Origin of the sequence: Vibrio sp. IB15, from assembly GCF_016406055.1 — a bacterium.
Taxonomy (GTDB): domain Bacteria; phylum Pseudomonadota; class Gammaproteobacteria; order Enterobacterales; family Vibrionaceae; genus Vibrio; species Vibrio chagasii.
Genome location: NZ_JAEFCE010000024.1, coordinates 1 through 15,624, shown reverse-complemented (window position 1 = coordinate 15,624; position 15,624 = coordinate 1). Strand labels below are relative to the sequence as shown.

Below are 15,624 nucleotides of genomic sequence, written 5' to 3'. Positions count from 1 at the left end.
GTTACAGTTACAAAAATGCCGTTCATTGAGCGGCATTTTTATTATCTGTTCTAAAGCTAGCTGAGAAGTTTCAAGCTAAAAGGCGAAACGTTAACCTCGACCGCCTTTGATCGCTTTAATGATTTCAGTAGTCGAGCAACCATCTTCAAAGTTAAGTACTTTAACTTCACCACCAGCAGCAATCACTTCCGCACCACCTGCGATCTCTTCAGGCTTGTAATCACCGCCTTTCACTAAGATGCTTGGTAGTACTTCAGAGATCAAACGTTGAGGTGTGTCTTCAGAGAAAGGCACCACCCAGTCAACTGCACCTAAGCCCGCCAATACCGCCATACGACGATCAGTTGGGTTCACAGGACGACCAGGGCCTTTCAAACGCTTAACAGATTCGTCGGTATTAACGGCAACGATCAAACGGTCGCCCAGTTCAGCCGCATGGTTCATGTAAGAAACATGCCCCGCATGCAGAATATCAAAGCAGCCATTGGTCATAACGACCTTTTCACCTTTCGCGCGAGCACGTTTTACCGCCTCAACCAGTGCCGCTTCTGAGATCACACCGTAGTCTGTGTCTTGACTGCCGTGAATCGCTTCCGCTAGTTCAATAGTAGAAAGTGTCGATGTACCTAGCTTACCAACCACCACACCAGCTGCCGCGTTCGCTAATGCACACGCTTCATCCAATGGTTTACCGGCAGCAACAGAAGCAGCAAGAACGGAGATAACCGTATCACCAGCACCTGTCACGTCGTAAACTTCTTTCGCTTGAGTTGGCAAGTGGAATGGTGCCTGACCTTTACGTAGTAACGTCATACCATTTTCACTGCGAGTCACCAATAAAGCTTCAAAGTCATACCTCTCGATCAAGGCAATACCCTTCTCGATAAGATCTTCTTCTGATTTCACTTTACCTGCAACCAGCTCAAACTCTGCCATGTTTGGTGTAAGTAATGTCGCACCACGGTAGCGCTCTAAATCCGCACCTTTGGGATCGATGAATACAGGAACATTGGCTGCACGTGCTTTTTGAATGAAGCTCTGTACATGCTCTAATGCACCTTTCGCGTAATCCGACAAGATAACCGAACGTACATTTGGTAGGGCTTGCTCCATGCGAGACAGAATAAGCTCTGGGTTTGTGTTTTCGAATTTGTCTTCAAAATCAAGACGGATCAACTGCTGACCACGGCTCATCACTCGTAGTTTGGTGATGGTTGGATAGTCTTCTAACTCAACAAAATCACACTTAACCTTCAGCGCACCCAAGGTGTTTTTCAACACCTCAGCTGGTTCATCTTTACCAGTTAAACCAACAACATGAGCATGACCGCCAAGCGAGGCAATATTCATTGCTACGTTGGCAGCACCACCTGGACGCTCTTCGTTATTTTCTACTTTTACCACAGGCACTGGTGCTTCTGGTGAAATACGGCCAGTTGGACCATACCAGTAACGATCAAGCATGACGTCACCGACAATAAGAACACCTGATTGGCTGTAGTCAGGTAGAATTGGTTTCATTGTTGAGCTCCAAAAATCGAATCTGGCTAGAGTCTAGCACACTGATTACAGTGGCTAAACCATAGAAAAATGAGTAAAGCCTATCTCGATAGGCACTGTGCTAGCTAAGCGAAAGACAAGTTACACTTCCATCCATTGCTTCCATGCGTGAACCACATGTTCTCTTTCCATTTCGAACTTATTAATTGCAACATCAGCATCAAGATTAAGTAGGTTACGATGGTGTATTTCATCGCGTAGCGTTGTGTAGGCATTGGTCAATGCCATGCCTTGTTGCTCGTCCATGATTCCTTGTGACATAAGACTCTCAAAGATTCTGACATTGTCACACCAACGTGTCAGCTTTGGCTTCTCGTGGCTGTATCGTAACACTAAGTATTGCGCTAAAAACTCAACATCAGTGATGCCACCAGCATCCTGTTTGAGCATGAATCGTTCGGCTTTTTTACCGCCAAGGTGATCACGCATTTTTTCTCGCATATCCACCACTGCTTTTTTCAACGTTGCTTCATCACGTGATAGACACAACACCTCATGACGTGTTTTGTTGAATGCGGAAGCCAATTGCTCATCACCATAGATCATACGAGCTCGAGTCAGTGCTTGATGCTCCCATGTCCATGCGTCGTTGTGTTGATACTCATCAAAGGCATCGGTTGGACTAACCAACAAACCCGAAGCACCCGATGGACGCAAGCGAGTATCGACTTCATATAGGATTCCCGACGCGGTTCTGGTCGAGAAGATATGAATAATACGCTGCGCCAACCTTAGATAAAATTGGCGTCCATCGATCTCTTTCTTACCATCAGTATAGATGTGTACCGGGCAGTCGTGCATAAACACAATATCGAGGTCCGAGTTGTAACCAAGCTCCCAGCCGCCGACTTTGCCATAACCGACAACAGCAAAACCGCGACCTTCACGGTCTTTAACATGAGTAGGCTCACCAAACTTAGCCGACACTTGTAACCAAGCTTGGTTAACACCAGCTTCAACAATCGCTTCTGCTAAGTAAGTCAGGTGATCACTCACCTTCATCACCGGCAGCACACCCGCTATATCCGCCGCAGCAATTCTCAGGATACAAGTCTGCTTAAACTGACGCAGACCTTCCATCTGCTGTTCCATGTCGTCTTCAGGAATACGAGCAAGGTAATCACGCAATTCTGTCTTGTAAGACTCAAGCGGCACCGGATTATAGAGCTGCTGAGGGTCGATAAGTTCATCTAACAGAATTGGGTAACGTCCAAGCTGTTCTGAGATCATCGGGCTCGCGGTACACAAACGAACAAGTTGAGTCAATGCAGCGGGGTGCTCATCGAGCAACTCTAGATAAGTGGTACGCGTGACAATTTTATGCAGTAAATGCAGTACACGCGATAAACCAAACTCAGCGTCTTTAGCTGTGTACAGGGCCTGAAAGACTTTCGGCATCAGTCGATTGAGAACTTCACGCCCACGCGGACCAAGGGTTTTCTTAGCGATATCCGCTTTAAATAGAATAATGGTTTTCGCTGCTTCTGGCGGATTGGCGATAGCAATATCATGCTCCAATACATGCTCGATAACATCCGGCTTATGGGCCATATCCCACAGCTCACTGAAGTGACTCGCGATTGGGTTAGCGTCCTCTTCGTCAATCCCGATCAGCTCTTCGAACACGTTATGTACGTTTGCCATATGGGCACGAGTTGCCGTAATCAAACTATCCCAATCACTGAATTGCATGGCAACAGCAAGCTGAAGTTGTTCAAACTCACCATCCGGCAACGTCTGAGTTTGCTTGTCAGCCATCGCTTGCAGGAGGTTTTCTAGGCGACGTAAAAACAGGTAAGCATCGCGCAGGTCAGTCACTTCTCCGGGTTCTAGCAGATGCAGAGAGTCAATGGCGGTTAACGTCTCTAAAAGCCCTCGTCCACGTAGGCTAGGCTCACGGCCACCACGAATCAGTTGGAAGACTTGTGCAATGAACTCAACCTCACGAATACCGCCTGAGCCGAGCTTGATATTATTGGATAAGCCACGACGACGCACTTCACTGCTGATCATCGATTTCATGCGGCGCAAAGATTGAATTGCACTGAAATCGATATAGCGACGGAAGACAAACGGACGTAGCATCTTGCGCAACTCTTGATACTCTGGGTACATTTCACTGCCCATTACGCGCGCCTTAACCATCGCGTAACGTTCCCAGTCTCGCCCTTGTTCTTGGTAGTAATCTTCCAGAGCGGCGTAACTCATCACCAATGGTCCACTCTCGCCAAAAGGACGCAGACGCATATCGACGCGATAACAGAACCCATCAAAGGTTTGTTGATCGAGCGCCTTGATAAGGCGCTGCCCTAAGCGGGTAAAGAACTGCGCATTGGCGATACTGCGTCTTGCTCCTTGGGTTTCGCCATTTTCAGGGTAGGTAAAAATCAGGTCGATATCAGAAGAAAAGTTGAGTTCACCGCCACCAAGCTTACCCATACCAATGATAAGCATCGGCTGTGCTTCACCCTGTTCATTACAAGGTGTGCCCCACTCTTTACAGCAAATGTCGTACTGCCATTGATAGGTCTCGAAGATCATCGCTTCGGCCAACATAGAGAGATGACTTAGGCTCTGTTCAAGCTCCCAAGAGCCCATAAAGTCACGCCATGCAATATAGGTCATTTCTCGATTGCGGAATTGACGTAGCACTCGCTGACCGCTCATTTCGTCCGTACAATCAGAAAGCAGCTCAGCCAATCGTCCACGATACCCTTCAGCACGCTCCTCACATTCCAACATATACGGTATAGTCGTCGATAAAACCGTGTCACGTTGTAAGCAATCACCAATAAAGCAGCTTAATCCTAAGACGCGTTTAAGGTCTTCAATTAGCGGCTCTGGCCAAGCATTAATGGCTTCACTTTGGTGCTCTAATAATTGCTCAAAAGCTGACTGCGAATGAGTGACGAGTTGAGGAGGCAATGGCATGTTTCTTCCTTGTATAAGCTGCGCGCGAACAATCAATTTGTTGGGGCAGTTTTTCAATAACGAGTTTTCATAACTAAAGATAGTTATACCAAAGTTACGCCAATAAAAAACGCCCACATCAGTAATGTGGGCGTTTTATCGGTTAACTTATCGAGTTAGACCTTTCTCTCAAGAAAACAGGCACTAACAACGGGGATTGAGCAAGTATGGCTACACCTTAAACTGCTTAATCTTACCGTCGAGTTCTTGCGCGTTGCTTTCCATAAGCTGAGAGGTTTCTAGAAGCTCACCAACCACGACAACCGAAGCTTCAACCAGCTCGCGAACATTGGTCAGGTTAACACTCATCTCTTCGGCAACGCTGCTCTGCTGGCCTGCAGCCGTCGCAATCTGGAAGTTCATGTCATTGATCTGGTTAACTTGGCTCACGATGCCATCAAGTTCGGAGCCAGCATTAGTCACTAGGTCTACACCTTCAGCCGCTTCAACAACACTTTTTTCCATTAGCTCTACCGCAGAGTTAGCACTGCTTTGTAGATGGCTGATCATATCTTGAATTTCGACGGTTGCTTGCTGAGTGCGTTGTGCAAGGTTACGAACCTCATCAGCAACTACAGCAAAACCGCGACCGGCCTCACCTGCACGCGCCGCTTCAATCGCTGCGTTTAGTGCCAGTAAGTTGGTTTGTTCTGAAATACCTTGGATAGTGCCTACAACGCTGCCGATTGAATCAACGCGCTCTTCAACTTGGTTAACTGCTGCCGCTGATGCTGCGATATCAGAAGAGAGTTCACTCATCTTAGATACAGAGCCCTGAACAAACTTCTGCCCCGTCAATGCTTGGCCTGATGCTTGCTCTGTAAGAGAAGAGGCGCTTTGTGCGTGCTCAGCCACCGTTTGAACGGTAGAGGTCATTTCGCTCATTGCCGTTGCCAGTTGGTCAATCTCGTTAAACTCTTCTTGAGCTGACTCTTTGGTCTCTGACATGCTGATGGTCATCACTTCTGTTAGAGCAAATAGCTCATCAGAAGAAGCCAGTTGAGCCTTCACCATGTCATGCAGCTGAACTCGTGTTTTTTCTAGCTCACGAGCTACATCGCCGTATTCATCTTTACAGTCCATGTGAATCGGCACTGATAGATTCTTGTCTGCCATCGTTTTAATGGCATCGCTGAGGTATTGAGTTTGGCGCAACATAACGCGAGCTGCCGCTAATAAAAGAACCACAAACACAATGATCATTAAGCCTGTCTGCCAAGCCACTTGAACTAGGTAAGTCTCATAATGCTGCTGCGCGACTTGTGCATTATTCGTTGCAGCGAGCAATGAATCGTAAAACGTGCTCGCGTCCCATAGCTGCTTAGAAATGATCAAGATAGTACTGAACACCATCAGCATGATCATTTTCGGAACGAGACGAACGTCAGAGATTACCCTTTCCCACGGCTTGAATGACAGTTTAGTCATTGTCAGTTCTCCATTAACTCTTATATATTGATGGCTTCTATACCCGCGAGATGGCTGATTGAGTCAGGTTCGCGATTTATTTTGAGCCTCGTATGAATGTTAAATAGTATCAAAGACACACCTAAGCCGATGAGCTTATTATCACTGATTCTCTCTTTCTTAGCGTTATTTGTGATCTCAGGCTTGTTGTTTGCGCCGATTGATAAAGAATCGAAACAAGTCCTTATCGGCCTCGATTTTATAATCTGTAGTGTTTTTCTTTTTCAGCTCACGATTGATCTATTCAGATCACAAAATAAGAAAGAATACCTCAAAGTACACTGGATCGATTTCTTGGCAAGTATCCCAATGATCGAGCCGCTCCGTTTCGCTCGTATTTTTCAAATTCTGCGAGTCATCTTGGTTCTACGTTCAAGTAAACGTATTTTCAGAGAGCTGTTTCGTAACAGAAAAGAGACCACTTTCGCTTCCATCATTCTGCTTTTGGTGATCTTACTGACCATCGGTGCTGGCACGATCCTGCTATTGGAACACAAAGATCCTAATGCCAATATCACGACTGGTCATGATGCGTTGTGGTGGGCTTTCGTGACCATCAGTACCGTTGGCTATGGCGACCATTATCCAGTAACCACCGCTGGTCAGTTAATCGCATCGATGGTGATCATCTGTGGGGTTGGTGTATTTGGTATGATCTCAGGTCTAATTACCTCGCTGATTACTGAGCCTACCGACCTCCAGAATCAACAATTGGAAAACAAAGAGCGTAAACTGGATAAGATTCTAGAGCAGCAGCAACAGATACTAGAGCGGCTCGAGTCGCTTGAACGACAGACAAAAAAATAGGGCCAAGGCCCTATTTAAAAATGGATGTTAGTGTAGAGACTAGTCTTGCCAGTATGGCTCAACTTCAACACTGATTTGGCGAGTCTGCTCCATCGCATGCAAAATGGAAACTTCTTGACGAGCAAGCCAACGCTCTAGCTGATCTTTCTCATCACCTTCTAACTTCTCAGTGAGTGGCTGTAAGGTTCGTAGCATCAACAAATCGTCGATACCTTGTACCATGTCCGCCCAAGGCAAACGGAAGCTATTACGCTCATCGTCATCATATAAGCTCGCAAAGCCAACACCAGAATACAGGTTACGCATCAAACGATACTGCTGGTCGATGTAAGCTTGGCTTGTCATCACGCGCTCTGGTGGAAAGGCTTCCATCAGCTCCGCCCAAGTGCGATCAAGCTGCTTCACAGAGAACCACTCAATTCCGCGCTCCATTTGCTCACGCGCTTTATCGTCCAAGAATGGCTGCCAACCTCGAGTAAGTATCCAGCGGCTTAAATCAAGCAGAAGACCGGTGTAGCGGGCTGAACTCAAGAGAGTCAGTAACTCTTCACGATCTGGCAATTGCTCTTGCATCTCTTTTAGCTCAGCCACTAAGAACTTACGAGCATCAAGCTTACGCAGAACGTGGCCTTTATCTTCTAGCAAATCCTCAAAGTGGTCATAGCTTTTTAGCCAATCCAACTCTTGTTCTAGCCATTTCAGCTCTTGGCGTAAAATAGCGCTAGCGCGTCTCGGTACAATGCCACCGTATATAGTGAAAGTCTGGCGGATAAAGCTCAGTGAATGGCTGATCTCGTGCAGAGCTTCAATCGATTGACGCTCGGTGAAAATTTGCTCGTGATAATGCCAATGAGCGAGAGCATGCTCTAAGGATTGAATGAAACACGATTCAACGGTATCACTTTTGTCAGTATCAACTAAGGTCAAAGGAGTTACTTCATCGCCTTGATAACCTTGAGCAAGTCGGTAACCCTTAGCTGCTTTGCTTAAGTTACCTAAGCGCATACCACCTTGTTCGCAGAATTGGCGAGACAGTGTAAACAGAGCATCCGTTTGGCCGGATTTAAGTTCAAGCTCAACTTCGCAAATCGGTTCTTGCAGATCGCCGGATTCAACGAAACCTTGGTCAAAGGCAACCTCGACTTGGCTACCGTCAGGCATGCCAATCAGCCACTGTTCTCGCGTGAAGTTAGTCGAGAACAGAGGAGTAAGCTCAGCTTGCAATGTTTCAATGTCCTTACCTTCAGGCCAAATATCTTCTGGATGTAAGGCAAGTTTTGGCTCATTGCTATCGTGTTCTGCATTGTATTCCGGCCTTTGATGCAGGCCAGCAACAACGCGACCCGCTGTCTTTACCGTTTGTACAAATACGTCATCAAAGCGTCGAATGCGCAAGCCGGTATCGTGCTTGCGTAGCCAGTTGTCAGGGGTGTCAAAGTAGATGTTACCTAGCTCACGACAACTGTGCTGAAGTACTTTAGTTTCAGCAATTTTATTGCGTAAAGTCTCTGAAAAATCAGGAGAAACAAAAAACTTCAGTTCTATCTCGGTTTCCATAGTTATACCTTTCTGTGAAGATAGGGACAGGATATTGCCAATTTTCAAAGTCGGCAAGTCAGAAATATCGCCCTTATGATGATCTAAAACAGTTTTAATGAGACATTGATTAGGTTAACATGCGCGACTTTGTAGCCATCGCTTAACATTTCACCATGAATATGGTGTATGTTGTTTTAAGGTTATTATTTATTAGGTTGGATGACCATGCCAGTAAATACAATTATGGGGTTATTTGCAAAGTCCCCAATTAAACCTTTGCAGCGTCACGTAGTATGCGTGAACGAATGTTGTTCTCACCTAGTTAATTTCTTTGAAGTTTCTTCAAAGGGTGACTGGGAAAAAGCAGCTGAAATTCGAGCTCAGATTTCTCACCTTGAGAAAGAAGCTGACGTACTAAAACGTGAAATTCGCCTTAAACTTCCTCGTGGTTTGTTTATGCCTGTTGATCGCACCGACATGTTGGAGCTATTAACTCAGCAAGACAAACTAGCAAACCTAGCGAAAGACATTGCTGGCCGTGTATATGGTCGTCAACTTGTCATTCCTGCTCCTCTACAAGAAAACTTCATCGCTTACGTTAAACGTTGTCTAGATGCAGCGAACCAAGCACAAAACGTAATCAATGAACTAGACGAATTACTTGAGACTGGCTTTAAGGGCCGTGAAGTAACACTCGTTGCTGAAATGATTCATCAATTAGATGTAATTGAAGATGACACGGACGCGATGCAGATCGAACTACGCCAACAACTAATGGCGATTGAAGGCGATCTGAATCCAGTTGATATCATGTTCTTATACAAAATTCTTGAATGGGTTGGTGGTATTGCAGATCAAGCACAGCGTGTAGGCGCTCGTCTTGAAGTAATGCTTTCTCGATCTTAAATCATACGTTAACCATATAACGAAGAGCATTTTTTGAACAAACCACTTATGCGTTGAGTATTTCTCTCGCTGAGCGGTTTTTTGCGTCTAAATTTGTTCCGCTTGTTATCAAACAACTAGGTATTACGATGGATATCCTTGCTAACTACGGCACTGTCCTGATTATTGTTGCAGCAGCTTTCGGTTTCTTGATGGCTATTGGTATTGGTGCAAATGACGTTGCGAACGCAATGGGCACCTCAGTAGGCTCTAAAGCTCTAACCGTAAAACAAGCGATCATTATCGCAATGATCTTTGAATTCGCTGGTGCATATCTTGCCGGTGGCGAAGTTACCGATACGATCCGTAAAGGTGTTATCGAAACATCTCTATTCGCACATCAACCAGACGTTCTTGTATTCGGTATGATGTCTGCACTTCTTGCTGCAGGTACATGGCTACTTCTAGCTTCGTACATGGGCTGGCCTGTTTCTACTACTCACTCAATCATCGGTGCAATCATCGGTTTCGCTTGCGTGTCTGTAGGTACTGAAGCGGTAGACTGGAACAGCGTTCAAGGCATTGTGGGCAGTTGGATTATTACTCCTGTCATCTCTGGTTTCTTCGCCTACGTGATATTCGTAAGTGCTCAGCGACTGATTTTTGATACAGAGAACCCGCTATTCAACGCGAAGCGCTTTGTACCGGTATACATGTTCATCACAACGATGGTAATTGCACTGGTAACAATCAAGAAAGGTCTTAAGCACGTTGGTCTTCACCTAAGCAACACTGAAGCATGGGTTTGGGCTGCAGCAGTATCAGCAATTGTAATGATTGGTGGTTACCTATACATCCAGAAGAAATTCGCTAACCGCGAAGAAGACCACGGCTTTGCTGGTGTTGAAGGTATCTTCTCTGTACTAATGGTTATCACAGCTTGTGCTATGGCATTCGCACACGGTTCAAACGACGTTGCAAACGCGATTGGTCCACTGTCTGCTGTTGTATCAACGGTTGAGCACATGGGCGAAATCACAGGTAAGAGCACTATCGCATGGTGGATTCTTCCTCTAGGCGGTTTTGGTATCGTGGTTGGTCTTGCGACTCTTGGTCATAAAGTAATGGCAACCGTAGGTACTGGTATTACAGAACTAACACCGAGCCGTGGCTTTGCAGCACAACTTGCTACAGCATGTACGGTTGTTCTAGCGTCAGGTACTGGTCTTCCAATCTCAACTACACAAACACTGGTTGGTGCGGTGTTGGGTGTTGGTTTTGCTCGTGGTATCGCAGCACTGAACTTAGGCGTTGTACGTAATATCGTGGCTTCGTGGATTGTGACACTGCCAGCAGGTGCTCTACTTGCTGTTGTGTTCTTCTACGGTATTCAGGCTATGTTTAGCATGTAATTGCCACTGCGTTAGTCGATGCTAGCGTCAGAATTATGTGAGCTTCAGTAACGATATGTAAATGCCATGTCATTATTGACTCAAACGCACAGAAAGGGAGGCTTTGCCTCCCTTCTTTGTTGCACCGCATAAAGAAACTAAATATTATTTGCTCATTGAGGCTGACTCATCCGCCTACCCAATTAGAATCGTTAAGGGATTTACTGTGAAAAAACTGATTAGCTTAGTTTTGTTCGCAATGCTTGCGGCTCCAGCTGCCTTTGCACAAGACCGTTATATTGCTGACAAACTATTTACTTATATGCATTCTGGCCCAAACAACACCTTCCGTATTATCGGCAGTGTTGACGCTGGTGAGAAGATTACCTACCTGCAAGCAAACAAGAGTACGGGTTACACACAAATCCAAGACAACCGTGGCCGTAAAGGTTGGGTTGAAAGCAAGTTTGTAAGTACTAAAGAGAGTATGGCTCTGCGTATGCCTAAGCTTGAGAAAGAACTGACAGAAGTGAAAACTAAGCTGGCTAACGCACGTCAAACGGCTGACAGTGAAAAAGCAGGCCTAGCAAGTTCTCTAGATTCTCGTAATAAGCAGATTGCTGAACTAGAGCAGAACTACAGCGAGATTAGCCAACAGCTAACAAGCTCTCAAACAGAAAACCGTGAACTACGCGCTAAGCTAGACACGCAAAAAGATGACCTACTATTGAAGTACTTCATGTACGGTGGTGGTGTTGCTGGTATTGGTCTACTTCTTGGCCTTGTTCTACCACACATCATTCCTCGTCGTAAGAAATCACCAAACGGCTGGGCGTAAGCTGATCGTTTGACTGTATTGCGTTACACAAAGTAAATTCAATATCGGATACTAAAAGGAGCACCTAAGTGCTCCTTTTTATTTATCTCAACATGTTATCAAAGCGCTTGTAGCAGCTTTAGGTTAGCCCTTCCACTCGTACAAAGCAGGAATCTCAATCTTCTGCTGATTAAACTCAACAACCACAGATTGCGGCTTGATCTCTAGCAGTTGAACATCATTACCGATCCAATCGCCCTGTGACACCTCTTGCCCATTCACTTTGACCCAACGCTTGTTCTCACTACTTGAGTACATATGGGTTTGTAAGTCGAGCTTAGGTAATACGCCAGACAAACTGTTAACGTGATTTTCGAGCTCAATCACTTGAGGTTCCATCTGGCTTGCTGGTCGCGAGTCCATCGGCTCAGGTGCACTTGGCTGCTCATCCATAATCGCTTCTAGCTTCAATGCCAAATCAGGCGGTAACTCGGTCAAATCCAAGCCTTGTAGCAGGTCGCTATCTGATTGCTGATAATTGCTTTCGTCGTTCACACCAGGTCCAACTTCAGGCTCAGCTAATGACAGCTCTGAATCATCCACTGTTCGCGCTGTGCTCTCTGCTTTGGTTACCGGCACAATTACCCCAGCAGACAGTTGAGTGCTATCAGAGTTAACTTGAGCATAAACCTCTTGGCGAGGTAACGATTTTAACGTCTTGCTTGTCGGCGCTGGACGCACCACAAACAGAGGCTCATCTTCGACTTCTTCTTCGACATTCAAATCAGCCGTTTCGATATCCTTGGCTTGAACAGACTGGGTTTCTGATTCTGAATTCGAACTAATAGCAGCTTGGTTAGCCGTTTGCTGTTGATGGTAAGATTGATACACCAAGGCACCACCTACCAACAGAGAAGGCACAAGTAAAACAAGCAACCCCATAGCCAACGACGAACCGCGTTTGTTGCTGATACCCTTTGCAGAACTCGGCACTTGATGGTTTTGATAGCCCTTAAAGCTAGATTTGTCTGAGGACTGATTCAACTCATGCATAATGCGTGACATTAGCTCGCTCCTCCGCTTAATGACATTAACTTCGGAGAATCTAGCTGAGCTAATCTTTGTAGCCTCGCTAACGTTCGTTGACCAGCAATACCGTCGACCGACATGCCCTGCCATGTTTGAAACGCTTCGACTTTCATTTTTAATTCGTAATCAAATACATCACTACCGGATACCACCTCTCCAAGAACCTCAGAAAGCAACAAATCAAGCAAAGCGACAGCTTCACCCTGATATCCCTCTTTTAACGTTTCTCGCAATGGCTGTTTCCAAATCGCGACATAATCACCATGCCAGACCTTATCTAAAGATTGCTTCGGCATGACTAACAGTTTTTCGTTCACCAGTAATTCGACAGCGTCTTGTGATGCGCCATAAAGCACAGCAAACACAGGCTCTTGCTCTACCTTTAAGTTCAATACCACAGGGACGCCTAACTCTAGAAGGTCATCTAGACTTGCTTGTTGTTGTTCACATACGAAAACACTTTGTGGCTCACTTAAGCATAAACCGTCACGCAGGGAGGATTGGTAGCCCCAAAGCGTATATAAGTCCTTGATCGCCAGCGAACGGTTAGTCCCTTGCATAAAGTGTTGCTGAATATGTGTTGGCAGTGCGAATTTGTCTGTCTCAGACTCAACAACCAGCTTAGGCGTATCTGCGACTAACGACCGCTGTATCCTTACTGAGCTTAATGTTTGGGCTTCATTCGAAGGTTGGGTTGTTAGCCATGAGTCAATGTAGGCTGGCGCAAAGTGAAAGGTCGCCATCGCAAGTGCGACACTCAAGGTAGCAGCACTCGCATATTGAACTAACTTTGGTAGCGTGCTCGCTGCACGAGGTTTTTCGACATGGTAAACCTCAGCTTGAAACGCCATGATCTGCTGGCACGCTCTGTTGACCGTGTCATTGCTCGGTGTTTGCTCTCCGTCATGAAAAGCTAGCTGCAGCGCCTTATCACACACCAAGTTAATCAACCGTGGAATACCATGTGTATATTGGGCGATCAGCTTAACGGAACGATTCGAAAACAGCATCTGCTCGCCACCCGCAGTTTCTAGACGAAACGCGATGTACTTGCCAGTCTCTTGAATATTGAGAGGCAACAAATGGTAACGCCCTGTAATACGCTGAGCTAATTGACGCAGTTGGGTGGTCTGCAAATGCTGTTGTAATTCAGGTTGGCCAACCAGTAATACTTTTAATAACTTGCGACTGTCGGTTTCCAAATTCGTCAAGAGGCGTAGCTGTTCCAACACATCGGCAGCTAAGTGTTGAGCTTCATCTATCACCAATAAGGTTTGAATACCTTCCGCATGGCTATCCAGTAAGAAATAGTGAATCGCCTGACTCAGCTGCTTGAGTGATGCCTGCTGTGGATAGTCGATCTCGAACTCATCACAGATAGCTTCAAGCAAATCAGTGTTGGAAAACGTAGGGTTGAGTATAAGGCCAGCTTGAGTGTAGCTATCAAGAGAGGACAACATCGCCTTAGCGACCGTTGTTTTACCTGTTCCCACCTCACCAGTAAGCATTGCAAAGCCCCCACCCTCACCTAAACCGGCTTGTAGGTTCTGCATCGCCTCTTGGTGGCGCTGACTCAAAAACAAGTAGCGAGAATTTGGTACAATCGAAAATGGCATCTCAACGAAGCCAAAATATTCCTTATACATGTGCTGCCCTATAATTACGATTAATGGAAAGTACCATTGCTTGCCGTAAAGTCCAGCAGTGATAAAACATTTCGAGGTGATAAGTTGCAAATATACGATAGCCTACCAAAAGAGAATGGGCTACAGCGCTATCTAGTCGGTGGAGCGGTGCGCGATAAACTACTCAATATTGATAGTTATGATAAAGATTGGGTGGTGGTCGGCAGTACCCCTCAAGAGATGGAAAGCCTTGGCTTCACTGCAGTGGGTAAAGACTTCCCAGTATTCTTGCACCCAAAAACCAAAGAAGAACACGCACTGGCTCGCACTGAGAGAAAATCAGGCTCTGGTTACACAGGCTTCGAATGTTACTTCGCGCCAGATGTTAGCCTGGAAGAAGACCTCATGCGTCGCGATCTAACGATCAACGCCATCGCTCAAGATGATGCAGGCAACCTTCACGATCCTTACCACGGCCAGCAAGATCTCTCCGATCGTATTTTAAGACATGTGTCCGATGCCTTTGTCGAAGATCCACTTCGAGTGCTGCGAGTGGCGCGCTTCGCTGCCAAGCTTCACCATCTTGGTTTTAGCGTCGCCCCTGAAACTATGTTGATGATGAGTGAGATCGTTGAATCTGGTGAACTCGCCCATCTTACTGCAGAACGAGTGTGGCAAGAGTGGCACAAATCACTCAGTACACCACATCCGGAAGTGTTCCTATCAGTGTTGAGAGAGTGCGGAGCACTAGCGGTTGTTTTGCCAGAGATTGACGCTCTATTTGGTGTTCCTCAACCGGAAAAATGGCACCCTGAGATCGACACGGGTATCCATACTATGATGGTGGCTCAGCAAGCCGCGCTATTAAGCCCATCGCTGCCCGTACGCTTTGCCGCTCAAGTGCATGACTTAGGTAAAGGCGTGACACCACAAGCTGAATGGCCAAGCCATAAAATGCACTGCCACACTGGTGTTAAGATCATCAAGAAACTGTGTGAGCGAGTGAGAGTGCCCAATGAATTCAGAGACCTCGCATTATTAGTGTGTGAGCAACACTCAAACATTCATCGTGCAGACGAGCTCAAGCCGACAACTTTCCTTAAGATTCTCAACAAGTTCGATGTTTGGCGTAAACCAGACCGCCTTAACGACATCTTACTTTGCTGCCAAGCTGACCACGCAGGCCGTAAAGGGTTAGAAGATCACCCTTATCCTCAAAAAGCTCGTTTTGAAACGGCCTATCAAGCGGCGCTGCAAGTTGAAGTAAAAGCGATCATTGCCGATGGCTTTAAAGGTAAATATATTCGAGAAGAGCAAGAGAAGCGCAGAGCGGCAGCCATTGAAAACGCATTATCAGAACTCACTGATAGTTGATCTTAAACCTGTTAGTAAGCACGCATTAAAAAGCCCGCAGTTAAGCGCAATGTAGTTCACTTAAGCGGAGCTGCTTTGCGATTAATTGGGTAGCGAGTCT

General features: G+C 46.1%; 11 protein-coding genes. 5 read left to right on the top strand and 6 right to left on the bottom strand.

Translation table 11 applies throughout. The features are described 5' to 3' along the window. Positions 1-90: 90 nt before the first annotated feature. From hldE to JC606_RS11025, 3 genes are all read right to left on the bottom strand, one after another. Positions 91-1,521: a bifunctional D-glycero-beta-D-manno-heptose-7-phosphate kinase/D-glycero-beta-D-manno-heptose 1-phosphate adenylyltransferase HldE gene (hldE, locus tag JC606_RS11035; RefSeq protein WP_102424993.1), complete on the bottom strand. Its 1,431-nt coding sequence runs from the start codon at positions 1,519-1,521 to the stop codon at positions 91-93. Between the two features lie 120 nt (positions 1,522-1,641). Beyond that, the gene (gene glnE, locus JC606_RS11030) at positions 1,642-4,491 is read right to left on the bottom strand and encodes a bifunctional [glutamate--ammonia ligase]-adenylyl-L-tyrosine phosphorylase/[glutamate--ammonia-ligase] adenylyltransferase (RefSeq protein WP_198778596.1); all 2,850 of its coding nucleotides are present in this window, start codon (positions 4,489-4,491) and stop codon (positions 1,642-1,644) included. A 210-nt stretch (positions 4,492-4,701) separates the two neighbouring features. Further along, complete coding sequence (locus JC606_RS11025) at positions 4,702-5,958, bottom strand: methyl-accepting chemotaxis protein (protein ID WP_061033399.1); 1,257 nt, start codon at positions 5,956-5,958, stop codon at positions 4,702-4,704. Positions 5,959-6,054: 96 nt separating this feature from the next. On the opposite strand from JC606_RS11025, the gene JC606_RS11020 reads away from it, so the two are divergent. After that, positions 6,055-6,804, top strand: a complete 750-nt coding sequence (locus JC606_RS11020; protein WP_198778595.1) for a potassium channel family protein — start codon at positions 6,055-6,057, stop codon at positions 6,802-6,804. A 39-nt stretch (positions 6,805-6,843) separates the two neighbouring features. Here the strand turns inward: JC606_RS11020 and JC606_RS11015 are convergent, their stop codons facing one another. After that, on the bottom strand, positions 6,844-8,361 hold the full coding sequence (locus tag JC606_RS11015; protein WP_061033574.1) for a CYTH and CHAD domain-containing protein: 1,518 nt from the start codon (positions 8,359-8,361) through the stop codon (positions 6,844-6,846). 207 nt (positions 8,362-8,568) lie between these two features. Between JC606_RS11015 and JC606_RS11010 the strand changes: the two genes are divergently transcribed. The 3 genes from JC606_RS11010 to JC606_RS11000 all read left to right on the top strand — a co-directional run bounded on the left by JC606_RS11010 (position 8,569) and on the right by JC606_RS11000 (position 11,457). Further along, entirely contained in the window at positions 8,569-9,249 is a 681-nt protein-coding gene (locus JC606_RS11010; protein WP_008222549.1) for a TIGR00153 family protein, read from the top strand. 128 nt (positions 9,250-9,377) lie between these two features. Further along, a complete protein-coding gene (locus tag JC606_RS11005; RefSeq protein ID WP_061033573.1) occupies positions 9,378-10,640 on the top strand; it encodes an inorganic phosphate transporter in 1,263 nt (420 codons plus the stop codon). 205 nt (positions 10,641-10,845) lie between these two features. Continuing rightward, positions 10,846-11,457 (top strand): TIGR04211 family SH3 domain-containing protein, encoded by a 612-nt coding sequence (locus JC606_RS11000; RefSeq protein ID WP_008222545.1) that lies wholly within the window; start codon positions 10,846-10,848, stop codon positions 11,455-11,457. 123 nt (positions 11,458-11,580) lie between these two features. Here JC606_RS11000 and JC606_RS10995 read toward each other — a convergent pair whose 3' ends face one another. Then, a complete protein-coding gene (locus JC606_RS10995) occupies positions 11,581-12,501 on the bottom strand; it encodes a general secretion pathway protein GspB (RefSeq protein WP_137407854.1) in 921 nt (306 codons plus the stop codon). Beyond that, positions 12,501-14,171: an ExeA family protein gene (locus JC606_RS10990; RefSeq protein ID WP_198778594.1), complete on the bottom strand. Its 1,671-nt coding sequence runs from the start codon at positions 14,169-14,171 to the stop codon at positions 12,501-12,503. Before JC606_RS10990 ends, JC606_RS10995 begins: the two co-directional genes overlap by 1 nt. A 36-nt stretch (positions 14,172-14,207) precedes the next feature. Between JC606_RS10990 and JC606_RS10985 the strand changes: the two genes are divergently transcribed. Beyond that, positions 14,208-15,524, top strand: coding sequence for a multifunctional CCA addition/repair protein (locus tag JC606_RS10985; protein ID WP_198778593.1), 1,317 nt, complete (start codon positions 14,208-14,210; stop codon positions 15,522-15,524). Positions 15,525-15,624: the final 100 nt, after the last annotated feature.